The sequence below is a fragment of the Granulicella sp. L56 genome, assembly GCF_009765835.1.
Taxonomy (GTDB): Bacteria; Acidobacteriota; Terriglobia; order Terriglobales; family Acidobacteriaceae; genus Edaphobacter.
Map to the genome: position 1 here is coordinate 2,281,238 of NZ_LMUS01000006.1, position 26,490 is coordinate 2,307,727.

The window sequence follows — 26,490 nt, forward strand, 5'->3', positions numbered from 1 at the left end:
TCCCAAACATCGGCGTGTTGTTCGATCCGGCGCGAAATAGAACAGCAGTTGACGGGGCAGGCTACACGCAAAGATATCGATCAAGATCGATACCGCGGATGGCTTGAGGATACAGCTCTCGAATGTGCTCAGGTTAGTATGAATCGAAGATTCTATGAGACATTCTCGGTACTCAACCGTCATGCGCCTGCTACTTGCGCTCGTCGTTTTGGCTGGTCTCATGTATTGGGCCGCCAACAACCATGATCGGTTCGAGGTCGGTCTGCGCCTGGATCAGCATTCCCGCGATCCATTTGAAATGGACGCGGATACTCGCGAGATCACCAGCTTGATGCCGGAAGCCGAACGTTCCGGGCTGGTTAAAGGCGCGACGATCGCGTCGCTCAATGGCGCTCCATTCACAGGCCACGCACAATGGGCTGCGATCAGCAATCCAGGCAAGCCCGGCGAGTTGGTGTTCGTTGGCTTCGAGCGTCCTGATGGCTCAATCGGCAGCACCCTGATTACCCTTGTTGCCGCCCAGCCTCAGCCCGGCGCTCCGCGGGGACCGGGAGAGATGTTGCAGCAATTTGCTCTATTCGGTCTTTTGCCGTTGCTCTGCATGCTGATGGGCTACTGGGTGGTTTTTGCCAAACCCCTCGAGCTGAACGCGTGGCTATTGCTGGTGCTGCTCCTCTTTCCCGAGGTCGTCTCTGGTCTGGCAACGGGACTGGCTGCAGGAGGCTGGCTGGTTTTCCGTGAACTCTATTGGCAATCTCTACAAATTCTTGGCCCCCTGGCACTCTTGTGCTTTGCTATCTACTTTCCGGAACGCTCGCGCGTTGACATTGACCGGCCATGGTTAAAGTGGGTGGTGATAGGGCCTGCTCTGCTCTGCGCGGTTGTAGATTGGCGCCAGATATACGGGCAGTTTTATTTGGCAGGTAATCCGCCGTGGCTCATCCACATGGTGCACTGGACCGATCGTATTGAGAACGCGATCGACCTGATGTGCGTGGTGCTTTATCTAGCTATCATTTTCCGCAAGATGGAGTCTGCGTCGACCGAGGACGCTCGCCGCAGACTCCGCGTTCTTCTGGCAGGAACGTTCGTTGGTCTTGGAGCTCTGCTGATTGCTTTCGTGCTGCTGCCCGATCTTGGCTATTCCCCGAGTACTCACGGCCATATATGGGTGGCATACACCGGAGCAGCGCTCTTTATGCTCGCTCCTTTAACGCTTGCCTATGTCGTGCTGGTGCCGCGGGCGATGGATGTGAGCATTCTCGTCCGCCAGGGTACGAAGTATGCCCTGGCCAGGGCCACAGTGTGGGGCGTGCAGTTCGTCCTCATCATGGCCGTGTCCTATCGCCTGTTGCTGCCGCTGCTCACTCAGAAGCAGATTCGGCGCGATCAACTCTGGCAAGGAGTTCTTTTTCTCCTTCTGATTGCGGCGGTAGGTTTTGTCTTCCGCAAAAAGTCGACGAACTGGCTGGACAAAAAATTCTTCCGCGAAGCCTACGACTCCGAGCGCGTGCTCAAAGAGCTTTCCAATGAGGTTCGAAGGTTTACCGAGAGTGAGCCTCTGCTGCTGACCGTTTCAAGATGCATTGCCGAAACACTCCACGTCAATCAAATTGGGGTTTTCCTGCATGGCCGCGCAGGTTTTACTCTGAATCAAACTGTCGGCATCTCGTTGGAAGGCGCAGGCACCTTGACGCTTGCGGCAAATTCATCGACCATCCGCAATTTGACCACCACCAACTCGCCCGCGCAGTTGTACCGGGAAGAACCCGACGCCTGGTATTTGATGGCGGCACAATCGGAGCGCAGAACTCTCGATGAACTCGGAGCCGAGTTGTTCCTTCCTCTATCCGGACGCAACCGGCTTCTGGGAGTGATGGCGCTCGGTCCCAAGCAGTCAGAAGCGGCTTACTCGAAGTCCGACCTCCATCTTCTCCAAACCCTCGCAGATCAAACCGGCATGGCGCTCGAACTCAGTGAACTGGCGCACTCGCTGGCGAACGAGGCTGCACTCCGGGAGCGCGCAAACCGTGAGATGGAGATTGCCCGCGAAGTTCAGGAGCGCCTCTTTCCCCAGGAGATGCCTCAGTTGGAGGGCGTCAGCATTGCCGGAGCCTGCCGCCCCGCCCTGGGAGTCGGCGGAGATTATTACGACGTCTTCACGCTCCAGGATGGCAGGCTTGGATTGGCCATTGGCGATGTCTCGGGCAAAGGGATTTCAGCGGCATTGCTTATGGCCAGCCTGAGAGCCTCTCTGCGTGGCGTAACGATTGATAATCCGCGAGAGTTCGCCAAGCTGATGGACAAGGTGAATCGACTTGTCTATGAAGCCTCAGCGAGCAACCGCTATGCGACCTTTTTCTTCGGCGCATTCGATCCGGCAACGCGAGTTCTCGAATGCGTCAATGCCGGACACAATGCTCCGCTGGTTCTGCGGCAAAAATCTGACGGTTCCTTCGAGATTCTGCGCCTCGAAGCCGACGGCCCTGTGGTTGGCCTGCTTCCTTTTGCCGTTTATACCGAACAAAGCCTGCGCCTCGAGCCGGGAGACCTTTTAGTTTCCTATACCGATGGCATCAGTGAAGCCATGACTCATGATGATGAAGAATGGGGCGAGGAACGAATGATGGCGGCTGCCGCCAACGCAAGTAGCTGCACGGCAGACGAAGTGCTGCGGACCATCTTCGACGAAGCGGACAAGTTCACCGCTGGCGCTCCGCAGCATGATGACATGAGCTTGCTCATCCTGAAGCTCGACATCGTGGATCATTCATCCGCTTCGGTCAATGCATGAAGCTGTATAAAACTCACTCTGTACGCAAGGCAACTACCGGATCGATGTTGGCGGCGCGGCGCGCAGGCAGATAGCTGGCGAGGAGCCCGCATAGTGCAAGCAGGATTGCGACCGAGATGGCCACGAGCGCGTCGAAGCCACTCAGCTTGTAAGCGAGGAATGAGGTAAGGAGCTTCCCGGAAGCGATGGAGACGATGACTCCAAGGGCGCCTCCAATTCCAAGAAGGATGAGGGCGTGGCGTAGGACAAGCCAGAGAATCGCTTCGCGCTGTGCGCCAAGCGCGAGACGAACGCCGAGTTCGCGCGTGCGCTGGCTGACGGAGTAGGCCAACAGGCCGTAGATACCGGCGACGGCGATCAAAAGTCCTGTAAGCGCGAAGAGACTGAGGAGCCGTGCCGCGAGGACCTGATTGCCGAGAGAGTTATCGACGACCTCCTGCATGGTCTGGACATTGTTTAGCGCGGCATCGGGTTGCAGGTCATGTATGGCGCGGCGGAGTTCACGGTCGATGGTGTCGGAGGCCAGCGGGGAGCGAATGGACACGTTCATGAGGAAGCTTCCAAGGATCGGGTAGAGCTCATCCTGCGGGAGAAGCTGGACAAGGTTATAGTCGATTTCGGGCAGTGGTGGCTGACCGAGCGTCTTTTGTGGGCTGTCGTCTATAACGCCCACGATGGTGGACCATTGGCGTTCGCCAGTGTCGTTGTAACGGAGTTGCTGGCCTATCGGGTTCTGGTTGGGCAAGAAGCGACGCACGAAGGCTTGGTTGACGATTGCAGCAGGAGGCGCCGCGGCAGAATCTGTGGTTGCGAAGAAGCGGCCTTGTAACAGCCGGATACCCATGGCCGTAAAGTAGTCGCTGCTTGTGGCCCGTGCCTGGGCATAGGCTTGGGCGGAACGTTGTGGCTTGGGGTGATTGGTAAGCTCGACGCTCATATTGAAGTCCCAGTTTCCTTCGAGAGGACGGATAGTGGTGAGTCCTGCAGATTGGATACCGGGGAGAGCTTTGATGCGGTCGAGCAATGGGGTGTAGAAAGTCTGGATGAGGGTGGAGGCGTTCGCTTGTTGTTCTGAACCGGTGAAGAGTCCCGAATTATGAGGAAGATAGATTTCACCGGTAACGACCTGATCGGGGACGAAACCGACGCGTGTGTGGCGGAGGGAGATGAGCGTGCGAACCATGAGTCCCGCGGCGACCAAAAGAGTAAGCGTGAGCGCGATTTCGCCGACGACGAGGGCGTTTCCCCATCTGGTCTGCTGAGGGCTAATGCCGGATGCCGCAGTGCCCTGGCGAAGGCCGTCTTGAGGGGGTACGCGGGTCGCATGCAACGCCGGAAGAAGACCAAAGAGGACGGCAGAGAGGCATGATGCGACGAAGAGGAAAGCGCAGACTTTGAGGTCGATGTGGATCTGGTCTCCGAAAATCACTGCGTTGGCGAGATAGTGCTTGAGCAAGCGGAGAGTGAGGTCGGCAAGTTCAAGGCCGAGCGCGCCGCCAGCGAGGCCGAGCAGAAGACTCTCCGTAAGAAACTGGCGAATGAGACGGCTGGGTCGTGCGCCGAGCGCGGTGCGGAGCGCGACCTCGCGGCGGCGGTTATTTCCACGGGCGAGTAGAAGGCCTGCGACGTTGGCGCAGGAGATGAGCCATACCACGAAGACGGCGATGTCGAGCGCAATGATGGCAGGACGAGCGGTATCGGTCACAACGTTGGCATAGCGCTCCATGTGGATGGGGTTCACATCTTCGTCCTTGGGGTATTGATGCACCAGTTGCTGGTGGATAGAGTTCATCTCGTGCGTGGCCGCCGCCACAGTAACTCCGGGGCGCAGGCGGCCAATGACGCTGAGCATCGCGGAGGAGCGGTCTTGCATGCTTTTTTCGCCCAAGGGGATAGGAGTCCAGATGGAGTTCTCACCCGTGTTGGCAGGAAAGGCGAACCCGTTCGGCATGACGCCGATCACCGTATACGGAATGCCGTTGACGGCGATGGAGCGGCCAACGATCTGCGGATCGGCATGGTAGACCCCTTGCCAGATGGAGGCGCCGAGGATGACGACGTTGTTGTGGCCGGACTTGCTGTCGTCAGGCACGAAAGTGCGGCCCATCATTGGCCTGGCTTGCAGTAGATCGAAGAGATTGGAGCTGGATACGATCTGCGGGACGAGCCTGGGAGTAGAGGTGCCGCCGAGGGTAGGCACCTGCTCGGTATAGTAGGCGATCTGCTCGAAGGAGTGGCTGCGAGCTTGCCAGTCCTGAATGTCGAGCAGTGAGGTCGGGCCGAAGCCGCCGCTTTCGGTGCGGACGGCCATCTGCACGACATCCTCTGCGTGAGGGAACGGCATGCCGCGCAGGAGCACCTGGTCGACGACGGAGAACATGGCAGCATTGATGCCAATTCCGAGTGCCAGTGTAAGGATGGCGGTGAGAGCGAAGGCCGGTGCATTGCGCAGTTGTCGAAGAGCGTAGTGCAGATCCTGGAGCAGAGTTCGCATGCTGAATCTCCGAAAAACAAACTGTTCAAATACAGAGGCACGTTGATGCCCAAGAGAGGATTTTACAATCCCATGTAATTGAGTGAGATAGAACTGTATGCACTTCGCCAGATGTCCGGATTCGCGATAGTATGTCCACAAACGGACACTATTGGTATCTCGGTCTGGCATTGGCAGGCGATTCAAAAGGCATGGACGTTCGAGAGCACACACGACACCGATGGCAATGGAATCTATGTACGCTCAATCAAATGGAATGTACGCCTTCAGCCACAATGCCGATGGCTCAGTGGCAAAACAGCGAGTATCTTTCCTTCCATCGCATGGTGGGATGGCCGCTACGTTTTGCCCCACTCTGATTTAATGTTTCGACGTTGGACATCGCATGAATTTAGACTGATTGGGGCTATCAACAACAGTCACATTGCACTGGTGATACCCCGGCTCGTACAAGAATTCCCTGGCGTCTTGGCAAGTTCCCACTTGGAACGAAGGCGGCAGCCTATCAGCGCAGAGGCAGAGGAGCAAAACTGACCATTGGGGTATCACGACTGTGAAGGTGGCGGAACAACCTCTATTATTGCGATTGGAGGACTTATTCGGTGGCTACTGTAAAGCTTTGGACCGATGAGGAAGCCGCAGCCGTCCCAGCGGTCAAAGATGTGTTCGACGATATACGTGCTACGCGCAAGTCAGATTTTGTGAACAACTTCTGGCGTGCTCTCGCGAATCAGCCCAGTCTTCTTGAGCGAACGTGGTCGAGCGTCAAACAGGTGATGATTGAGCCCGGAGTGCTCGATCCGCTTACAAAAGAGCTGATCTATATAGCGGTATCCACGGCAAACAGTTGCAGCTACTGTGCCCATTCACACACGGCCGCGGCGCGCGCCAAGGGACTCTCCAATCAGCAGTATGCTGAATTTCTAGCTATCCTCGGCATGGCAGCGGAAACGAATAGTCTGGCCAATGCACTGCAAATTCCTGTAGATCGAGAGTTTCTTATCGGGTAAACTCGGCCGCCAGTCCGAAAAGAAAGTTCATCCCACTATCATATCTGCGCGTCTGATAGGTATATGACTGAAGTCGAGTAGCTACTACTTTTATCTCACTGAGGACAGGAATCGTGATGCCATCATTTTTAAAACAATTCTCCTCTGCACTTTGTTCTGAGCAGTATCTTACGACCGGTACAGGAAGATGAGGATCAAGATCGTCAGTGTCGGCGAACCTGTCCTGCGCAATGCAGCGCGGCCGCTTCGTCCAGAAGAGATCGGCAGCGACCGCATTCGCGAGCTGATCGAACATATGCGAGAGACTCTGGCGGATGCTCCCGGCGTAGGCCTGGCTGCGCCTCAGATTGGGGAGCCTTTACAACTGGCGATCGTCGAGGACAAAGCAGAATACCAAGTGACTCTGACGCCAACGGAGTTGGCGGAGCGTGAACGGTCCCCGGTTCCTTTTCATGTGCTCATAAATCCTGAGATCGAGTTGTTATCACCTCCGAACGTGAGTTTCTTCGAAGGTTGCCTCAGCCTACCTAGTTGCGTGGCGATCGTGCCTCGTGCTCGAACTGTGAGAGTGCGGGCTCTCAACGAAGCTGGTGAGTTCATACAGATTGAAGCCGAAGGTTGGTATGCGCGCATTCTGCAACATGAGATCGATCACCTAAAAGGGACCTTATATATCGATCGCATGTGGAGCCGCAGCTTCTCCTCTGTTGATCACTACAACCGGCACTGGAAATCCAAGTCTTCCAGTGAACTTGTGCGGGAGTTTCACGTCGAGAAGTAGCGCGTAGGATCGATTGGTTGTCGTGAGGGCGGCGTAACCTCATGGGGGCGTTCTGCAAAACCTCTTCAATCATAAGTGCCGCCGCTGGATCAGAGAATTCACCCTCATTCAGCGACGTTCGAGCACCTTAGGCCACGCCGTTCCGCTTCAACTCGGCATTAGTGACCGGATCGCGCCATGGCGATCTGTTGGGGTTGAGAAAGCTCTTCTTCCACGTCTCATAGTAAGACCGAAGAGTGTTCAACTGATGTTCGTACTTTGAGTCTGTGGCAAGATTGTGATTCTCATGCTTGTCTTCACGCAGATCGTAAAGTTCTTCAAAGGGCGCCGCTACGTCTGTGTAGCGGATGTACTTCCAGCCGTCAGTACGAATCGCGCCGCTCGACGGAATAAAGCCGTGAAATGGAAAATCATGTTCTACGAAAAATACCTGACGGCCATCATCAGATTCGCTACCTAGATGTTTTAGAACGCTTCGCCCTTGCATTACTGATGGCGGCGCAATTCCTGCCATATCCAGTAGTGTGGGATATAGATCGAGATTGAGGGTGGTTTCTTGTTGTCTGGCGCCGCGCACGGGAGCGGGCAAACGAGGGTCGTAAATAATTAGCGGGATCCGGATGGACTCTTCGTGTGCATACCACTTGCCGGCGAAACCATGCTCGCCGTTGAAGATGCCGTGGTCAGCCGAATAAATAATGATCGTATTGTCTGCAAGACCTTGTTTGGCGAGTGTTTCTCGAATGCTGCCGATGGCGGAGTCAATACCGCTTACGAGACGGTAATAGCCCTTCATCGAATCCTGATACAAGGCGGGCGTCGCAAAACGAATACCCCATCGGCGACGATTTTCAGAGCGTTGAATGCTGAGAGGAAAGCGATTGATATCTTCAGAACCCGCTCCGATGGGAGGAGGTATCCGGGTTTGTGCGTAGAGAGGCAGCGTGTCTTCTGACGGAAGATATTGTCGTGGGTCGTCGTCCTGTACATGAGGGGCCTTGAAACTAATCGACAACAGGAATGGTTTCTCCGCCGGAGCCGTGCGAAGAAAGTGGTTAGCCTGGTCACGCATGATGTGAGTCAGATGCGGCCCAGGCTCGCCTTTAGGAAAGTAATTACCCTGCCCAGGAAAACCTTCCCATACATCGAAGCTGTCCTTCGGCATATCTTTACCTACACCGAATTTTCCGACGAAGCCTGTGTGATAACCGCTTTCCCTAATCAGGTTGAAATAGGTAAGACGAAGCTGTTCTTGCGTAAGTGACGTATCAAAGTCTTTGATGCCGTGCGTTGAGGCATACTGCCCCAACATGATACTGGCTCGGCTGACGCAACAGATGGGCGTCGTGCAGAAGTGATTCTCAAAGAGAACACCTTCGCTTGCCATGAGATCCAGGTGTGGCGTTTTTACGATGGTATTTCCTGCGCACCCCATCACGTCCGCGCGATGATCATCGCCGAGCATGAAGATGATGTTAGGCCGACGTGGAGGCTTCCTGGTTCCGGTTGCAGACGCTATATTAGCCGTTGCAGTCATCGCTGCCATTTCGAGAAACGTTCGTCTTGTAACATTCATTTTTCTACCTACTTCTTTAATATGACGCTGAAATATGCGCGTCTGTTCTGATGAAATCCTAGATTGTCATCTTGTTACGCGGGCGCAAACGACGTCGCCTATATAAAAAACTTCGCGGGAGCGATCGAGGCGGCAGGTTCACCCGCATCTGTAATCCTGCGCTGTAACTCTTCGCGTAGTTTGGCAGTAACTTCTTTGTACTGTGGACGACCGATCAGGTTCGTATGTTGAGATGGATCGCCAGAGATCGAATAGAGTGCCAACTCTGTGTAGGAGGTACTGTGTGATTGATCATCCCCGCGAATATTAGGATCGTAGACGCAATAGCACCAGTCGGGCGTGCGTAAAGCTCGAGCACACATGGATGCACTGATCTGGATATATGCCGTCGAACCCCACTCGCTGCGCACTTTGGAGCTACTGATCAGTGGAAGCAAGGAGCGTCCGCGCATGCTCGATGGCGGCGTAATCCCGGCAGAGTCCAGCAAGGTCGGCGTGAGGTCTAATAGGGTGACAATCTCATCAACAATTTGCGACTGGTCAAAGCCAGGTCCCGCGACGATGAATGGAACGCGAATAGCAGAGTCATGTGGGGCTCTCTTGTACTCGCCCATGCGTGTTCGAAAGGTGCAGCCATGGTCGGAGAAGAAAAGGATGACAGTATTCTCTAGCTGTCCTGTCTTTGCGAGTGACTCAACCAATCGGCCAATACAGTCGTCGATGGCTTGAACGCAGCCGTAATAGCCGGGAAGATGCGATTGCCAGTTTCCTGGCAGAGTCACCAGATCGGCTGGGACGTGAGGGTCCTCAAAACTTTTCTCATAACGCTGCGGAGCGACAAATTGATCAATATCGTTTTGATGATGCGGCTCCAACTGCGAGAGAAAAAGAAACCACGGCTTCTCGTGTTTCTGTTCGAGAAAGCCGATCGCGCGATCGGTCACAAAGTCCACACGATACTCGTCCTGAAAGCCGATGTCTTTACCAGAGTCGTCCCAGTAAGATCCATGGGTAGGGTGTGAGACGATCTCAAGGACATTGGCTCCTTCCCAAAGGTCTTCGAAGCCGCCGCGCGAAGGGCCGGGCGGGATCCAGCCGAGCTGTTTGCCGCCTTCCGGTGCATCGTCGCTGGAAACATGCCATTTGCCGACAAATGCTGTTGTATAGCCATTCTTGTGGAACTCCGTGGCGATCGTGGGTAGCGAATGATCCAGTTCAAGACCTAGCTTCCAAACACCGGCCTCCGTGGCATAACGACTCGTCAGGAACGACGCACGCGATGGGGAACAGAGAGGCTGGACTGAGACAGCTTTGCGAAACATCGTGCCGCGAGCGGCGAGGGCATTAAGGTGTGGGGTCCGTGTCGATGGATTCTCGCCGTGCGCTCCTATAAAGTCGGCGCGGAACTGATCAGCGCAGACCATGAGCACGTTGGGCCTTGGCTTTTTTGCCGCCGCAGGTTTCACAGGTTCGGCATTCGCCACAGCCACCGAACCAGAAGCGAGCGCGGCAGTGCGAAGGAAATCTCTACGAGAGGTAGCTGAGGCCAAGGGATTTTCTCCGGGGTAGTATGTAAAACATTCCAGATGACAATTGTCGGCGAAGAAGCGCGCAGCGATTTATCTATAAATGACAATTTGTGGTGCTGTTTCCGCGAAAGGGAAGACAGCTTAGGCATGGGGCAACATTCTTACGAGGATGCGGGAAGAACACACGCAACAACAACGCGAGTTGTGCTTGAATGCCACTGCAAAAAGTTTACACGGAAGTTCTCTGCCTGAAAAGGTGATGCGCCGAGAAGCACGCTGAGAATCTGAATTCAGGAAGATACATGCAAACGGACTCGACTTACATGTCGGAAGTCGAGATTATTTTTTGGATGGGGTATGCCTATTTCACGATCGGTTGATGGCTTGTTCTACTTTGACCGCGTCGCGTTGCCCATGGTCAGTCCGGTATCGTAATCAAGCTCACGTGGCAAATAACCATCGTTCTCACGCTGACGCGTCCTTCCCGCGTTCGCCCAGATTTCGGGAAAGTCCGGCCGCCATGCTCTCCGTCCCCAGTAGTAGCCGCGGAATGGATCGCGTGATTCGTTCATCCAGTTCAGCAGGCGGTCGTGCAAGTCGTTCCGTATGGCTGCGTGTTCCAGAGAATCAATCAGGTTCTTCAATTCGCCAGGATCGCTTTCAAGGTCGTAGAACTCATCGGTCACCATCAGGTTCACTGACAACTTATATCTTCCGTCGCAGATGCAGCGGATCGGCTGAAATGCGCCGAAACCATCGTGGTCGACCTCATACCGTCCCCATTCAATAAATACTTCTTTACGCACCGAGACGCTGGGGTCTTTCAGCATCGGCAACATACTGCGACCTTCCAGTGTTTTCGGAACTTCAAAGCCGAAGAACTCCATCAAGGTTCCATTCAAGTCGATGTGTGAGACGAGCTCTTTCGATACCGCGTTCGCTGGCGCCTTTCCCGGCCATTTGGCGATAAAAGGAATATGAGTAATCTCCTCGTACATAGCGGGTCCCTTGTCGTTCAGGCGGTGGGAGTCGAGGAAGACTCCGTGGTCCGACGTATAGATGACCAGGGCATTCGGCGCGCTCTTCTCAATTTGGTCGAGTACACGTCCGATTTCCATGTCGATGAATGTATGCGAGCCAAAGAAATGTTTGGCTTGAATTGGCTTTGGATGCTGAGCCAAGGTGCCCCCATGCAGTAGCGAGTTCGCCCAGATATGCTGCTCAACCGGCTTCCGCGTTAACGGATCGGTAACATTGGGGTCGCTGGGAAATACGAAATTCTCATACATCCGGGAGTATTCGATGGGGCAAAGGCTCGGGTCGTGCGGCTCGTCATAAGCGACTACGAGTAAAAAATCCTGATTCTGACTGTTGGCAAGAAAATCCACGGCGCGGTTTGTAACCCGATGCCCGTAACACATCTCCGATGTCCATGATGGATCATCACCCGTTGCCGATTTTCGGGAGCGTAGCCGGTCTTCGACCGTGAGCTCCGATAGATAACGGCGCATGTCATACCAGTACGCGCCATTCCATCCGGGGGCGGGCATTCCGGTATCAAAATAATCAGTTCCGGAGAGATGCCATTTTCCCGTAAAAGCGCATTCAATACCACGATCGTGTAATCGCTGGCCGATGCTGTGCACCGTCTCTCCCAGGGGTATGCTGTTTCCCCATACGCCATTTGTATGTGGGTAAAGCCCTGTCCAGATGGAAGAACGCGCAGGAGCGCATACGGGCTGGCAGTTATAGGCCCGGTCGAACCGAATTCCCTGGGAGGCAAGACGATCCAGATTCGGCGTCTTCAAGCCCGTATTCCGATAACAATTCAGCATGTCGCGCCGAACCGATTCGCCGAGAATAACGACGACCTGACGGGGTTCGTCGCTCACCATTCCTCGTACAGTGGGAGTTGCCGCCGCTGCTACGCTTGCGGTCCCTGCAGACTTGATAAATTCTCTTCGATTCATAAACCGTTATCCTTGAACCAATCTCTACTGTTCGCTTTATGAATGCAAGTATTTCCCCTATTCAGGGGCCGCCTCTGCGGAAGTGTAGTGGGCATTGATTCAGGCCCAGCCTGGTTTTCATCAGTGCCGAGACCCCAATCACAGATTCCTACGCGAACCCCTTCGTTAGCTACCTGTTTTTGCAGTATCTTTGGTGGAATGCAGTAGAAGCAGCATGACGTCTTTGTCCATCCATAAAGACAACACACCTACTCGGCGGTCGCATATTGACTCGAACTTTTCCTGTGACCCGTTTGAACATTGCAGTAAACGCCCAGACCGTGTCGTAGCCAAGCGCATCGGCGATCACGGCCAACGGCTTTTCCTCGGTCAACATTGGAATGGCCACAAAAGTGCGAACTTGGTTTCTCCATGCCTGAAACGTAAGATCCGTTTCCCCGCGAATTCATCTCGTTAGCGTGCGTGGCGAGATGTCGAGCTTTGCCGCCCAGCGTTCTAGAAGCTTGTCTAAAAACTAACCAGATCATCGCAGGAGTAGGTGAGCGAAGGCGATGTGGATCACCATGCGCCAGCGCGTTAGCATACTTGGTGAAAGCCAATACCTATCAACTCAGCGGTCTTCTTCAAAGTGGCGGCCACATGGCCCACGCCTACAGCGCAGTGATGTGCGGGACCCTGCGCATTCCATGCGTTCACGAAGCCGCGTGCTCCTACCGAGAAGCGGTATCGGCTGTTGGTATTGCCGATCTCGAGGATTTCGCCCGCCACGCACTCACCTTCCGCGACCAGCAGCTTGAAGCGCGATTCCGCATCCTCCACGACCGAGAGTAGCGTAACAGGGCCGTGCTTCACGCTCATCTCCACCGAAAGCCCACGTCCCACCTTGCCGTGGTAGACCTTAAGCGGCCTCACTTTGGTCTTGCCCTCGGAGATGGCGATGTGCCCTGGCCCGTCGTGGCCCATCAGCACCAGGTCGTCGTTAAAATCCATGGCGTAATACTCAGTGAACGATCCGCCCGCGCCAAGAACATCCATTATCTTCATTGCCAAGGCATTTTTCACCTCATACTCGCCCGCGACAGGAATGTGCCGGGCAGTCAGTAGCGAGCTTCCCAGAATGATCGAACTCATGGTGTCCTCGTTAGCCGCATTGCCGGAACCCATGTAGTAGTAGGCCAGGGCATCGAGTTTGTGTCGCTCAACAAATACATCCAGAGCTGCCGATGTCCGCGCCGCCCGTCGCAACTCCTCGGGAGCACAATCAGGCTGCACATCGAAATACACAAAAAACTCCTCCAGTCGCCGCGCTAAAGTCGCCTCGCCGACCTCGGACTCTAGCGCACTCAACTCGTCTACTTCCACGATCTCCAAATGTGTGCCAAAGACGATTGAGACCAGGGTCACATCGGTCATGATGTCCAGCATTCCGTTGTAGTAATGGCCCATCAGCCCCAGCCGCGCCGAGGACAAGGTGGCGCGCACCTGCGCCGCAGCCACCCATCCTTCGATTTCCCCCCAAGTCTCTTCATCATCGAGCACGCCCGTGACCTGGTGGAAGGGAATCCGGGCGCGCGCCATCACATTGGCGATCTCTGGAACCGGGCACGCCGAGCAGTAAGCCAGCCACTCGCCCGTCATTTTCGTGCGATCGTCCAGCTTGTTAAATGCCTTGTAATCGATTGCTGCCTCGGGCTGCAGATTCAGCACAACCACCGGCACACCGGCTCGCTGCACCAACGGTAGAACCGTACTTGAAAGGGCGTACGTGGTGACATAGAGGAACAGGATGTCGATGTCTTCACGCCGGCACTGATGGCCGGCTTCATGCGAGTGCTCGGGAGAATCCACCATGCCCAGGTTGACTACTTCCACCCCGGCACGAGCGAATCGTGCCCCCACCTGTGCCACGTATCCCTCAAGACGCTGCCGCAGCCCCGTGAATTGCGGCCAATATGTATCCAGGCCAATCCCACATAGGCCCACTCGCAACGGCCGCCCACTCTGCATTGTCACTTTCTTTCCTCCTTAAAAACTGCATTTGCATCACGCCGCAGTCCGAACGATGTGAGTCCGTCTCTCGAACCTGACTTCAAAGACTTCGAGCATCCACACTTCGTTCGAGAAACCAGACGAGTTATATCCACAGATAAGGACTCTTTAGCAGCGTGCTCGTCTGATCTCCGTTTATAGATACATCCATAACTTAGCGTACGCGCTTGAAGTCGAGTATGATTCGCCTGCCCTTTTGAGCAGAAATTAAAGCTCGTTCTATTGCTTTGGAAACTCCTGAGTGACTTTCGGGTAAGTCTACAACGCAGATTGATCTGATCGTAAAAAACTCCCGTGCGCGATGCTCGGCACGCACGGGAGGAGATGGCTTAACATGCATGAAATCCCATTGGAGATTTCATCCACCTAGAACATTATCTTGAAAGACAATTGAATCACTCTCGGGCCATGCGATGCCTGCGTTACTTGAATTATCCCAAAGCAGCCTGCCTGGAGAGTTCCTCCTACGCCAGTGAATTGGGTGTCAGATGTTCGGTGACATGCGTCCGCTTATCAAGCCCATATCCAGTTATTGACACCGGGACTCTCCAGCCTGTTGCGTCCGACGTTCCCTTCGATATGCAGCGCATTCTTACAGAGCACAGAAGGGGGCGTCGTACCTTGAGATATTCGTTCGAGGGCCAAGACCGAGAAACCCACCCCTCTTTAAAAGGGAACCTTATAAGGTGGTAGATGTTTTTGTCAAGGAAATATTTATTTCATTCAGTGCAGGTTTCCGGATGTCAATAATATTGCAGGGAAAAATAATTATTGCACTCAATAAAATTGACAAACGATTCGAACCCACCCTATGCTTGCGGTGCTGCGCTGGGTCATAAGAATCGGCGGCCATGTTGAAGCGGTGCAGCGAAGTCGTCAACCCGGGGGCCAGAGCGGATATGCAAACCAAAAGTAAGGCGGGACGGCCAAAAGAAAAGCGGCCTTCTGCCGGAGACCTTTCGGAGATGAAGCGCGCGCCAGCTCAGTACCACGTTGATGTATTGGGAAAGGGGCTCGATGTTCTTGATAGCCTGCGAGGTGCCTCCGTCGAGTTGCGATTAACGGATATTGCCGAAAAATCCGGGCTGGATATGAGCACGACCTTCCGTATGCTTCGTACCCTGGAAGCACATGGCTACGTTGTACGGGACAAGGCGACCAAGCGGTTCAGGCATACCCTGGGTCACAGGAACTATCGCGTTGGCTATGCTCAACTCTCCACTGATCAGCCCTTTGTTCAGAGGGTGACTCAAGGATTGGTAGACGCCGCAGCCCAGGCCCAGGTGGAGTTGCTTGTGGTCGACAACAAGGGGAACCCCGAACAAGCCCTAAAGAATGCGGAATGGTTAATTGCACAAAAGGTGGATTTTGTAATTGAGTATGAATTCCATTCTGGAGTCGGGCCTGCGCTGGCCGATATGTTCCGCAAAGCAGATATACCTCTTCTGGCGATCGATATCCCCATGCCCAGCGCAATTTACTTTGGTGTCGATAACTATGAGGTAGGCAGATTAGGCGGACAGGCATTGGCACAGTTTGCCAGTGATCAGTGGAATGGAAACGTAGGCCGCGTTCTGTTGCTGGAACTGCCCGAAGCTGGTCCCATTCCTCAAGCGCGCGTCCTTGGGACGGTCGACGGAATACGGAGCGTGTTACCCAAATTGGATGACGGAAAAGTGCTTCACAAGGATGGCAAGGGAACCGAAAAAGGAGGGTATGCGGTTACCCGTCATTTCGCCCAGTCTTTAGGGCGGAAAGAGCATTTGCTGATCGCAGCTTCCAACGACAATTGTACCCGCGGAGCGATTCGTGCGATCCGGGAGATGAGACGGGAACGGTCTACGGCAATCATGTCGCAGGGATGGGGGCCGGACCTGGATCTCGAGGCCGAACTGCAAAGCCCCGATAGCCCTCTCATCGGTGCCATAGCCTATTTCCCTGAAAAGTACGGTGAGAGAATCCTGCCGATCGTCCTTCAGTGTTTGAAGCGGCAACATGTTTCTCCATCTCACTATTGCGAACACAGGCTGATTCTGCGGGATGGGCTCTTCATGCGCCAGAGTTCGCAAGGAGCCCTCTCCAGTGAAGTCTTTGCAGTACGTCCTGGAGCAAAAAAATCAAGATGAGCGGCCGCCTGCAAATATTGGCTAGCATCAGCATGGGGAAAGCGTATTCATTTCCCTATCGAAGTGCTCACCCTAGATCTTCTGGTGACGAGACGCGGCAGCTTGGCGGACCCAGCTTGATGTTGTTGCGGCCACTCCAGTGGTCAACTCCACCCAGCATCTCCGGAATAAGGAAGTTTCACTATGGGCAATATTGCAGCTCGCGCTATCCGGGTAATGACGTTGTGCGACGTGCAATCTTGCCTGACAGCAAAAAAGAAAAGGAGCGTGCACCATGCACATAAGATTGGCGACAAAATATCGGTTTCAGCATTACCGGGCAGTAGGTGAATTCGCCCGACTATTTGTTGTGGGCTTTACCTGCGTTGCGATGCCTGTCGCGCTGCACGCTCAGCAGCCACTTCAACTGACCATCCACTGGGACAAGACCTCGGTGGTCTCCAAGTCAACGCCTACGTTTCAGATCGTAGTGAATCCACCTTTGCGGCGAGGTGAGCCGATGAACACTGCCGCCTACAAGGCGGTGAAAGAACTGGGTGCGGACTATGTGCGCTATGTACCCTGGCTTCCGTATCCCAGGTTGGCAGTGGCGGAGTTAGAGCCATCCACGAAGCAGAAGACCTCGTGGGACTTCAGCCTCATCGATCCTATGACGATTGACTTTCTGAACGCGACGGAGGGGCATCCGACCGTCATGAATTTCAGCACCATGCCAGCGTGGCTCTTCAAGACCGATAAGCCGGTGACTTATCCGGCCGATCCCAATCAGCCGGTCTGGAACTACACGCAAGGCACGGAATTGCGCGATCCCACCGGCAAAGAGGTGGGCGACTACTATGAGCGGCTAGTGAGTTGGTATGTAAATGGTGGCTTCACCGATGAGAATGGAGTGCGGCATGAGTCCGGCCATCATTACAAGTTCCCGGTGTGGGAAGTATTGAATGAGGTGGAATCGGAGCATTCTACGACGCCCCAGGATTACACCAAACGGTATGATGCCATCGTCGAAGGGATTCGTCGCGCCAGCCCTGATACAAAGTTCATGGGCATGGCGCTTGCGGCACCTAAAGAACATCCGGAGTTTTTTGAATACTTTCTCAATCCGGCCAATCACAAGCACGGCATCCCGCTGGATTACATCTCGTACCACTTCTACGCGTCTCCCACACGCTCGCAGAACATCTCAGACTGGCAATACACGTTCTTCGATCAGGCGGATGGATTCTTGAGCACGGTGCGATTCGCCGAGAGTATTCGCAAGCGGCTCTCGCCGGAGACAAAGACGGACCTGGATGAGTTAGGTGTCATTCTACCGACCGATAACACCGCAGCGGACAAGGTGCCACCGCCAGCCGGCTACTATAACCTGGCTGGCTCTTTGTACGCGTATTTATATATAGAGCTTTCACGACTACAGATCGACGTCATCGGCGAATCGCAGCTTGTTGGCTATCCAACGCAGTATCCCAGTGTGAGCATGATGAACTGGATCAACAACAAACCGAACCCGCGCTTCTGGGTACTCAAGCTGATCAAGGACAACTTCCATGCGGGCGACTCGCTGGTGGAGACAAATTTAGGAGGTCCGGCTTCGAGCGATGTTGAGGCACAGGGCTTCCTTACCACTGACGGCCACAAACTTCTGCTGGCTAACAAGCGGGATCATGCTGTCGAGGTTGAGCTGCCGGATGCACAGAAGGCGAGTGCGCTGACAGTGGATGAGTCGACAGGGGATGAACCAGCACACAGCGTGAAGCTGGCGGACGGCAAGATCAAACTGGAACCCTTTGCTGTGTCGGTGGTGAGTTGGTGACGATGAATCCGAAGACCGATTTCACCGAAGACCAACCGGTAAAGAGGTTCGCCTTCATTCTTCGGCTGCGGGAGGGCGCAGCCGAAGCCTATGAAAAGGCGCATCAAGAGGTTTGGCCCGAGATGCGCGAGATGCTAAAGAGCGGAGGCATCAGCGAATATTCCATCTTCCGCCGGGATAACTTGCTGCTGCTTACCTTCAAGGCGGTGGACTTCGAGGCCACCTGGAGCCAGTTCGATGATCACCCGGTAAACCTGCGCTGGCAGAAAGCCATGGAACCATTTTTTACGACACAGGAGGGCCTGCGCCCCGGAGAACGCTTCCCAATGATGGAGGAAGTTTTCTTTCTGCCCTGAAAGCGAGTGATTCACCAAAGAGCACATCACCGTATTCTCAGGAGAGAGCGCTTACTTGAGGTAGAAACGCACGATTGAAGCGATTGATTACCGAGCTGAAGATGGATGCGGAGAAGAGGCATCGCCCGATTGTCCAATCTTCTGTTTAGAACAAGTCTTGGAACGGCAGACAATCGCAGCTAAGACTCGAATACCAAGATCGACCGTTAAAATGAGAACTTCGCTGCCAGTTGTATAAGGCGAGGAGTCGCAGCACTCTCAATCTGACCGAAGCTGGGATCTTCTCTCTGTCCGTCAACCGATGCCGGGCCATAGAACTGAGCATGATTAAAGACGTTGAACGCCTCCGCTCGAAACTCCAGTGACTTTGTGTCGGCTAAGCGCAAACCCTTTTGAAGCGTCATGTCGAAGTTCTCAATCCCCGGACCATAGAAGATTCGGCGCTTGGCGTTTCCAAGCTGACCAAGATTCTCTTCTGGAAATAGCGCAGCATTGAAAGCTGGACGACCATTGCGACCGTTCGTATTGATTTTGAGTGTACCCGGCAGGTGCTGCGGAGTATCGAGCAGATAGTTATTCGCGCCGTTTCCAAGTGTGCCGAGAAGGGAGTTATCCGAGTTGTCAAATAACGTTACAGGAAAGCCGGTAGTGAAGCGGGCTGTGCCGGAGAGACTCCATTGCTCTGTAAGACGATTGCTTTTACGCAGAAGCTCGGTAACGGGCAGCGCCAACGTATAGCTCCCTACAAAAGCGTGCTTCATATCCCACGCTGAGATAGTACGACTTTGCCGGGGATCAATCGGATTGAGCTGTTCTCCGAGATTTGATCCTTGATCAATCGACTTTGCATAGGTGTAGCTCAGCAGGAACTGTGATCCGTAGTGCTGATAACGGAGAGTGGCTTCGAGAGCGTTGTAATTTGAATTCGCGATGGAGCTATCGGAGGTGTTCTCTCCATAGCTCGGCCCCTGCCCGACGCGGGTTCCCTGGATCGTTTGTCCGGCACTGTTGGTATACGGCGAGTCCTCGCCGAAGGGACTGCAGCCGGGGAGACTCAAGCACAGAGCAGGATTGCCTGGGTTGACTGAGACAAGCGCAAGCAGGCGGTGACCCTGGTTCCCGACGTAGCTCACAGTCAATAGAGTATTTTTTGTAATCTGCCGCTGAATTGAAAGCATGTAGTTGCTGGTATAGGCCGCGCGATTGGTGTGATTGAAGAATGGGTCTGCTGCAAGAGGCAGGAAGTTCGCCCAGTTGACTGAAGTATCAAAATTGGAAGCGGAGACGCTGTGCGACGGAAAGGGGAATGGAAAACGCTGTCCATTGTTCACCCCCGTAGCGGCTGTAATGAACGGTGTCGCCAGTAACGGAGGGCCAGGACTGAGGTAGTTGAAACCGAAGGGAGGAACTGAGTACATGATGCCTGTCGAAAGGCCCTGAAACGCGGTGTAGAAGAGGCCATAGCTGGCACGAATGCTGCTCTGCCCATTGCTTCCGAAGATCCTGCTCCAGATTCCTCGATCAAATTGCGGTGAATATGCGAGGCCGATTCTCGGCGCAAAATTCTTGTAGCCGGTTGGGGCAAGTGTCTTCGGCACACCAGGATCGCCCGCGACGACCAGCCCTGAAGGAGCCCCCGGATAGAGCGTTGACTGCGCTCCGGGTATATAGGTCTGGATTTGGTTGAACTTTTCCCACCAGGGCATGATGACATCCCAGCGAAGGCCAGCGTTGATCGTTAGGTTCTTTCGCGCCCGCCAACTGTCCTGTGCGTACAGGCCGAAATAGCGATTTCGTAGATAGAACGGCTGACCGGAAGATTGGGTGAAATTACTTGGAGTACCCAACAGAAAATCGGCATATGGATTGCCCGTCTCGGTGCCGTTAATGTTGAAGGTCCCGTTGAAGGTGGCGTTCGGGTGTTCGTTGACTTCATCCGCATGGAACTGACCGCCAAACTTGAGCGTGTGAGAACCCATCGCTCTGGAGATTCCGTCACTCACGTACCAGGTATTGTTTACCTGCGTCAGATTAGTGATCGGCACGCCCATGATAAATGTGGGGAAGGTGATGTTCTCCACGCCTTCGAACTGTGGAGCCTGCACATAAATCCCTGAATCAGTTCCAGATGCAAAGCCTTGCGATGCCAGGCTAACGCCGAGGCCGCCCTTCGGCTGGCCGATGATGTTTGCATCGCGGAGATAGCCAACGTGAAATTCATTGACAGTGTTTATGCCAAGAACCTTCGTATCCCCCAGAGAGAAGAGTTGTGCACGCCCGATTGTCAGCGCATCGAATCCGGGAATGCTCGCTCCGGCGACCGCCCCTGGATATGGATTGTCCAGTCGGTAGTCATCTAAGAAGTAATAGCCGGACAACTGCCCTAGCCTGTTATTGAGGTCGACGCGTACCGATCCTTTATCATCCCGAACCGTCTGCGAAAACGCTGACGTTGAAAACTGACTCGTACCCGAGTTCGGAGATGGAATGTATTGCAGAAGGTTATTGGCCGGCTCCGACCATGCACTTTGTGGAATCACTCCATTTGGAAAGACGGCAGCGTATGCTTCTCCTGAAGCGACCGCATAGCCAAGTTTCTGCGTCAGCAGAGAAGCCAGATAGGGACCGCTCACATTCCCTGTAAGCGCATTCATCTGTGTCTTCGGATCGAAAAAGTTGCCGTTGCGCTGCGCGACGGTAGGAACTGAGATGTTCCCTGTCGAAACTCCCTGAGTCGTGCGTGTTCCCTGATAGTCGGTGAAGAAGAAGAGCTTGTCGCTTTTGATCGGTCCTCCGATAGCTCCGCCAAACTGACTCTGATTGAAGGCGGAGCGGGTAGGATCGAAGTAGCCCCTTGCATCCAGATTTGTGTTGCGAAAAAACTCGAACGCTCTGCCGTGAAATTGATTAGACCCTAGCTTGGTGATGACGGTGACAATTCCGCCGTTGTAGTTTCCGTACTCAGGATCGAAATTCGTAGTCAGTACGCGGAACTGCTCGATTGAATCAAGATCTGGGATGATCGAGGTGCCGCCATTCATGTGCTCCTGTACGTCAATTCCGTTCACTAGAAATCCGTTGGAGGACTCGCGCTGGCCGTTGATGGAGAGGTTGCCTGGATTCAAATTGCCAGACGGATCGATGCCGCCGGTGACGCCTGCCATAATGACAGAGCTGGGTAACAAGGTTGAGATAGGGGCCACGCCCGGTTGAATTGCCAGTAGGTCAGTGTAGCTACGCCCGTTCAATGGGAGCGCTGTCATCTGTGATCCCGATACAACTTCGCCAAGGTTCGTTGTCGAGGTCTCTACCTGCACACCAGTCTCACTTGTGACTGTCACGGTGTCAGACTGTGACCCTACGGCTAGAGCGACATCCACCCGAATAGCTGAAGCCGCGTCCACTGTCAGATTTGCCTTTCGCTGCGGAGCGAATCCGCTAGCTTCGATGGTGAGATCGTAGCGTCCGACCGGAAGGTCTGGGAATGAGTAGAGTCCTTGCTTGTCGGAGATGCCTTGGTAGATCGTTCGCTGGGCGAGATTGATCAGTTTCAGCGTGGCTCCTTGAATTACAGCCCCGCTTTGGTCCGCAATCGCACCGGAAATGCTACCCCCAGTTGCTGCCAGTAAGTAACCGGCTGCAAGAAAAAGAAATAAAAAAACCAGAAGATAACGAGCTGTTCTGGCCACAATAATGGATGAAACCAATCTCTGTCTGAACAATTCCCACTCCAGGCTTAGCTATTGCGGCAAACGGAGCGCAAAAAAAACAAAGACTTAGCGTCTCGACGCCCTATACTCACGCAAATGATCAAGAAATGAAGTCGCGATCGTCGCTGGATCTCAAGAAAAGCCTCAGCGGTTTGCGACCTTCTATCGTGCTGGATTGCATCGAGCGCCGGGACAACAAGCGCACCCGGCATTGCCGCAGCATAAACGCACCAGCGCCATATCGAGTTTATGGTTGTATTCGCGACTGCTCATAGTGCTTATAACAAAATTAGCAAAAGGAGGGGTACTTTAGTGGTCGACGCAGAGTATCTTTCGGCCATTTCTTGCGTTCCCCTTTTATTTGAACGCGTAGCCACCACGCTTGGTACGATCAGGCAGGAGTGAATGTATGACTCGATGGTGGTTGCGGCAGCGTCCGACAAGCGTATTCGCAGCATCTGGCATTCTCATCTCCGTCATTGCCGTGTGTGATTGGAGATTTGTAATTAACGCAACGCTTGGTTTCTTATACATCTTTCCCATCGCAATGCTGGGAACGATCATGCGCAGATGGCAACTGTTGTTAGTTGCTGTCTTCTGCATGTACCTGTCAATAAAGCTCGATTCCTTTCCTATGGATATGGAAATCCCGCGAAGCATTCTGATCTTTTTGACCCTGGCCACTACAGGGCTGCTCTCCCGAGGGATAGCGAAGGGATATCGATCAGAAATGGCTAGCCTGGCGCGGCTGAGAGAAGAAATGGCGGCGCGCCAAACGGAGGTAGAAGCCCGGCTTGCGGCAGAAGAGCAGTTGGAGTTTCTGATTCAAAGCAGTCCAGCTGCTGTTCTCACAATGACTTCGGATGGACAGATACTCCTGGCCAACCCGGCCGCACATCTGTTGCTTGACGTTCCTGTGGGCAGTCTTGTCGGAAGGCGTATTGCGCGCTACATTCCTGCGCTCGGTTCCGTTCCTTCTCTTGACGAGACGACTAATATCTATCGAACCGAGATGCAGACACGAGGCCAGCGGGAACAAGGGGATGTGTTCCTCGCCAACGTGTTCTTCTCAACCTACCGTACGGCAGCAGGGCCACGGTTGGCGGCGCTTATTGTGGACGCATCTGAGCATCTACGTGAGCGCGAGGAGTCGAGTTTTCAACAGCTCTTGGCAGGATCGCGCATTCTAGTAGCAGCCGTATCGCATGAGGTGAGAAATGTATGCGGAGCGATCGGAGTGGTTCACGAGAACTTAGCCAGGAGCGGGCTGTTACGCGAAAATCAGGATTTTGAATCTCTTGGCTCTCTTATTCAGACACTCAGCAAGATCGCTTCACTCGAGTTGAAGCGTTCCACGGGAGGTCTCACGTTCTCGCATTTCGATATCCAAGAGGTACTGACTGATTTGCGGATTGTGCTCGAGCCTTCCTGTGAAGATTCGGAGATCGAGCTTCGATGGAATATCCCCGGGGATCTTCCCCGCGCTCGCGCGGATCGTCAGTTGCTGATGCAGATATTGCTTAATTTGACGAAGAATAGTCAGCGCGCCCTGGAAAACACCAAGATCAAGTGGATTGAAATCGTAGCGCGAAGGACGTCGGAAGGTATTTCAATTTCTGTTACCGACAGTGGCCCCGGTATCCCTATCGGACACGAGCTGTTTCAACCTTTGCAAAGAGGCGCACATGCAACGGGATTGGGCCTATATCTGTCACGTGCTTTCGCTCGCTCGTTTCAGGGTGATCTTCGTCAGGTTCCTACTGCAGTGGGGTGTTCTTTTATTCTGGATCTCCTGGCACTACCGGACTAGCATTAGCAATGCTGGCTTGAGACGAGGGATGGATGGCAGGCCCTTTTCCATATTCTTCTGGACCGCTATCTCTTGTCGGTCTCCAGTGACCTTTCAATGGCGAAACGAACAAGTTGGCTGCGAGTTCGCACTCCCGTTTTTTCAAATAGGTGTTGCAGGGTAGCCTTGACCGAACTCTGTGAGATTCCAATTCGAGCGGCGATCTGCTTGTTAATGAGGCCTTCAAACACACATCGCAACACCTGTTGCTCACGAGAGGTTAGTATCTCTCCAACTTTTGGTTCATCCAAGCGCGATTGAGTGGGAGAAGGCGGAGCCACCTTGAGATCGATCCATTTGCGGCCGGCGGCGACAGCGCGAATTGCCTGGAGAAGTGTGGCAGGAGAACCGTGTTTAAGAAAGACTCCAGAAATGCCTTGATTCCATACCATCTCAGAATCGGCCGCGCTAAGACCTGCAGTGACGAGTAAAATCTTGCTCGTACTTCTTGCCGCCGCTGCCGAAGATATGAAGCACAAGCCTGTGTCGTAGCCAAGATCAAAATCCAGCAATACCAAGTCAATTGCATGGCTTTCAAGCAGATTGACTGCTTCCGAGGTTGTCCCACACTGCGCAACAATTTCGAACTCCTCTTCCGTTGCCAAGAGCCGCGTTAGACCCTCGCGGAACAAGATATGGTCGTCTAATAGCAAGAGACGAATTTTATGCATCTGGTAACTCCCAATGGCATCTAGCAGCAAGAACGAACTTTGGAGCAGTCCCAACTGATTTGGGTATAGCGACAAACCTGCGGTTGAACAAACCGATGAAAGGAATAAGCCTCAAAGAGGCTATGGTGCGAGTGGTCTTCAGTTCCTCTAGCTGCGTTCTTGAGTGACAGATGGCTACAACCTTTCAATTTAAAATACTTGACAAGTGGCACAGCTCACAATAACTTGAACGTGTGACCTCCTATCCACACATTTATTGTTGTCCGACCATGTCTATCCCATGTTCATGGCGACCAATGGTGTGTGCGACGAACTAGCTTCTCCTGCGATATTTCTATCCGCATTGAAGAAAGACCCGCTCGCTACTACCTCGGAGTGGGTCTTTTCTCTGTCAGCTAGTAAGCCCTAAATCCTAAGTCGAACATGAAGCGCTAATGAGGCCCAATTCCCAGATGTGGAAAGCTGCCGCTGTTGGGGTGTGTCCTATATGCGGGTTGGCTTTGTGCCCGTGTTCGGATCTGTTGTTAAACCGAGAAATTTCAACCAGAGAGGACTAGATAAATGCTCAAGAAATTTGTTGTACTCGCGATGATGTCTGCAGCCGCCTTTGCGCAGGAAGCGCCAAAGCCTGCGGTGGAAGCTCATGCAGGTCACCGCGCGCCGAGCAAAGCAAAAAAGCTAACGAACGCGGAATTTGACGCCTATCTTGCACATCCAGACAAGGTTTTATTGATCGATGTACGTCGGCCAGATGAGGTTTCAACGCTCGGTGGCTTTCCTGTATACCTCAGCATTCAATTGAAGGACCTGAAGAATCATCTTGGCGAAATTCCAAAGGACCGAGAAATCATCACGGTTTCGAATCATTCAGGCCGTGCAGGTTATGCGGCTGATCTATTGGAAAGTAATGGCTTCAAGGTGCTGGGAGCAGTGGGTGCGGATATCTATCAAAAAGATGGCGGCACTCTCGCTGTGAAGTTCCCGATTCCTGCGCCCCATGCAAATGCCGGTGCGGATGGTACTGCGACTAAGGCTTCGGCTGGCGAAGGGAGCAACAACTAAGCGGCCATGACAAGCTTTAACCTGAAGCGATTTCGTAACCTTATCAACGCACCGCTCATTATTGTGGCATTCCTTGCTGGCACTGCCATCAGTAGAGCACAAACGCTTGTAACTCAAAAAGCACTCTCTGTGGACGCGGCACTAGCGGTGGCCCATGGAGCCCTGGATAAGTGCCACGCTGATGGATATCACGTGAGCTTATCGGTGTTGGATAACAGCGGCTTAGTTAAAGCTCAGATACGTGGGGATGAAACCGGTCCCCATACCCTGGAGCATAGCCGACGCAAAGCATATACAGCTCTTACCTTCAAGCGTAGTTCTGCCGAAACTGCAAGGGCTTGGGCCTCGGCGAAAACTCCGCACCCGGAGATTGAAGGGACTGTTGGTGCGGCTGGTGGCCTTCCGATTAAGGCAGGTAATCAAGTGATTGGAGCGATCGGAGTAAGTGGAGCTCCTGGAGGAGAAAAAGATGAGGCATGTGCAGCGGCGGGAATTGCAAAAATCGCTGTCTTGTTAAAGTAACTCGTGTTAGCTCAGCATCTGCGATGCATCGTGGCGAAGACCTTTACTCTTCGCCACGAGAGGAATTAGCGCGTCATTATGTATCAGGCTTTGGCGCATCTACCGGTTAGCTTATGTGCTCATCGCGCTCTGTCGACTAGTTCGCGACGTCGACTCTGAAGTACAGTTCACAACAACT

General features: G+C 53.7%; 17 protein-coding genes. 9 read left to right on the forward strand and 8 right to left on the reverse strand.

Annotated elements, in window-relative coordinates; translation table 11 throughout:
• Window positions 1-154 precede the first annotated feature (154 nt).
• Window positions 155-2,794 carry a GAF domain-containing SpoIIE family protein phosphatase gene (locus GSQ81_RS17260; protein WP_158911869.1) on the forward strand — a complete coding sequence of 880 codons (2,640 nt, stop codon included), beginning with the start codon at window positions 155-157 and terminating at the stop codon, window positions 2,792-2,794.
• Between the two features lie 13 nt (window positions 2,795-2,807).
• On the opposite strand, the gene GSQ81_RS17265 is transcribed toward GSQ81_RS17260, so the two are convergent.
• Window positions 2,808-5,288 carry an ABC transporter permease gene (locus tag GSQ81_RS17265; RefSeq protein WP_158911870.1) on the reverse strand — a complete coding sequence of 827 codons (2,481 nt, stop codon included), beginning with the start codon at window positions 5,286-5,288 and terminating at the stop codon, window positions 2,808-2,810.
• 602 nt (window positions 5,289-5,890) lie between these two features.
• Between GSQ81_RS17265 and GSQ81_RS17270 the strand changes: the two genes are divergently transcribed.
• Window positions 5,891-6,298: a carboxymuconolactone decarboxylase family protein gene (locus tag GSQ81_RS17270; RefSeq protein WP_158911871.1), complete on the forward strand. Its 408-nt coding sequence runs from the start codon at window positions 5,891-5,893 to the stop codon at window positions 6,296-6,298.
• Window positions 6,299-6,485: 187 nt separating this feature from the next.
• Window positions 6,486-7,079 (forward strand): peptide deformylase, encoded by a 594-nt coding sequence (def, locus tag GSQ81_RS17275; protein WP_158911872.1) that lies wholly within the window; start codon window positions 6,486-6,488, stop codon window positions 7,077-7,079.
• A 127-nt stretch (window positions 7,080-7,206) separates the two neighbouring features.
• On the opposite strand, the gene GSQ81_RS17280 is transcribed toward def, so the two are convergent.
• The 5 genes from GSQ81_RS17280 to GSQ81_RS17295 all read right to left on the reverse strand — a co-directional run bounded on the left by GSQ81_RS17280 (window position 7,207) and on the right by GSQ81_RS17295 (window position 14,161).
• A complete protein-coding gene (locus GSQ81_RS17280; protein ID WP_158911873.1) occupies window positions 7,207-8,655 on the reverse strand; it encodes a sulfatase in 1,449 nt (482 codons plus the stop codon).
• A gap of 98 nt (window positions 8,656-8,753) precedes the next feature.
• The gene (locus tag GSQ81_RS17285; RefSeq protein WP_158911874.1) at window positions 8,754-10,205 is read right to left on the reverse strand and encodes a sulfatase-like hydrolase/transferase; all 1,452 of its coding nucleotides are present in this window, start codon (window positions 10,203-10,205) and stop codon (window positions 8,754-8,756) included.
• Between the two features lie 368 nt (window positions 10,206-10,573).
• Window positions 10,574-12,154 carry a sulfatase-like hydrolase/transferase gene (locus tag GSQ81_RS17290; protein WP_158911875.1) on the reverse strand — a complete coding sequence of 527 codons (1,581 nt, stop codon included), beginning with the start codon at window positions 12,152-12,154 and terminating at the stop codon, window positions 10,574-10,576.
• A 169-nt stretch (window positions 12,155-12,323) separates the two neighbouring features.
• A complete protein-coding gene (locus GSQ81_RS20370; RefSeq protein ID WP_371715349.1) occupies window positions 12,324-12,599 on the reverse strand; it encodes a helix-turn-helix domain-containing protein in 276 nt (91 codons plus the stop codon).
• A gap of 131 nt (window positions 12,600-12,730) precedes the next feature.
• On the reverse strand, window positions 12,731-14,161 hold the full coding sequence (locus GSQ81_RS17295) for an arabinose isomerase (protein ID WP_158912318.1): 1,431 nt from the start codon (window positions 14,159-14,161) through the stop codon (window positions 12,731-12,733).
• Window positions 14,162-15,168: 1,007 nt separating this feature from the next.
• Between GSQ81_RS17295 and GSQ81_RS17300 the strand changes: the two genes are divergently transcribed.
• From GSQ81_RS17300 to GSQ81_RS17310, 3 genes are all read left to right on the forward strand, one after another.
• Window positions 15,169-16,329 (forward strand): substrate-binding domain-containing protein, encoded by a 1,161-nt coding sequence (locus GSQ81_RS17300; protein WP_158911876.1) that lies wholly within the window; start codon window positions 15,169-15,171, stop codon window positions 16,327-16,329.
• A 274-nt stretch (window positions 16,330-16,603) separates the two neighbouring features.
• Entirely contained in the window at window positions 16,604-18,142 is a 1,539-nt protein-coding gene (locus tag GSQ81_RS17305; protein ID WP_216846460.1) for a glycosyl hydrolase family 39, read from the forward strand.
• Window positions 18,143-18,144: 2 nt separating this feature from the next.
• Window positions 18,145-18,498, forward strand: a complete 354-nt coding sequence (locus GSQ81_RS17310; protein WP_158911877.1) for an L-rhamnose mutarotase — start codon at window positions 18,145-18,147, stop codon at window positions 18,496-18,498.
• A 206-nt stretch (window positions 18,499-18,704) separates the two neighbouring features.
• Here the strand turns inward: GSQ81_RS17310 and GSQ81_RS17315 are convergent, their stop codons facing one another.
• Window positions 18,705-22,187 (reverse strand): carboxypeptidase regulatory-like domain-containing protein, encoded by a 3,483-nt coding sequence (locus tag GSQ81_RS17315; protein WP_254060272.1) that lies wholly within the window; start codon window positions 22,185-22,187, stop codon window positions 18,705-18,707.
• 430 nt (window positions 22,188-22,617) lie between these two features.
• On the opposite strand from GSQ81_RS17315, the gene GSQ81_RS17320 reads away from it, so the two are divergent.
• On the forward strand, window positions 22,618-24,018 hold the full coding sequence (locus GSQ81_RS17320) for an ATP-binding protein (RefSeq protein ID WP_158911878.1): 1,401 nt from the start codon (window positions 22,618-22,620) through the stop codon (window positions 24,016-24,018).
• Between the two features lie 65 nt (window positions 24,019-24,083).
• Here the strand turns inward: GSQ81_RS17320 and GSQ81_RS17325 are convergent, their stop codons facing one another.
• Window positions 24,084-24,728 carry a response regulator transcription factor gene (locus GSQ81_RS17325; protein ID WP_158911879.1) on the reverse strand — a complete coding sequence of 215 codons (645 nt, stop codon included), beginning with the start codon at window positions 24,726-24,728 and terminating at the stop codon, window positions 24,084-24,086.
• Between the two features lie 561 nt (window positions 24,729-25,289).
• On the opposite strand from GSQ81_RS17325, the gene GSQ81_RS17330 reads away from it, so the two are divergent.
• Together GSQ81_RS17330 and GSQ81_RS17335 are read left to right on the forward strand one after the other, a co-directional pair.
• Window positions 25,290-25,790 (forward strand): rhodanese-like domain-containing protein, encoded by a 501-nt coding sequence (locus GSQ81_RS17330; protein WP_216846461.1) that lies wholly within the window; start codon window positions 25,290-25,292, stop codon window positions 25,788-25,790.
• A gap of 6 nt (window positions 25,791-25,796) precedes the next feature.
• The gene (locus GSQ81_RS17335) at window positions 25,797-26,312 is read left to right on the forward strand and encodes a heme-binding protein (protein WP_158911880.1); all 516 of its coding nucleotides are present in this window, start codon (window positions 25,797-25,799) and stop codon (window positions 26,310-26,312) included.
• Window positions 26,313-26,490: the final 178 nt, after the last annotated feature.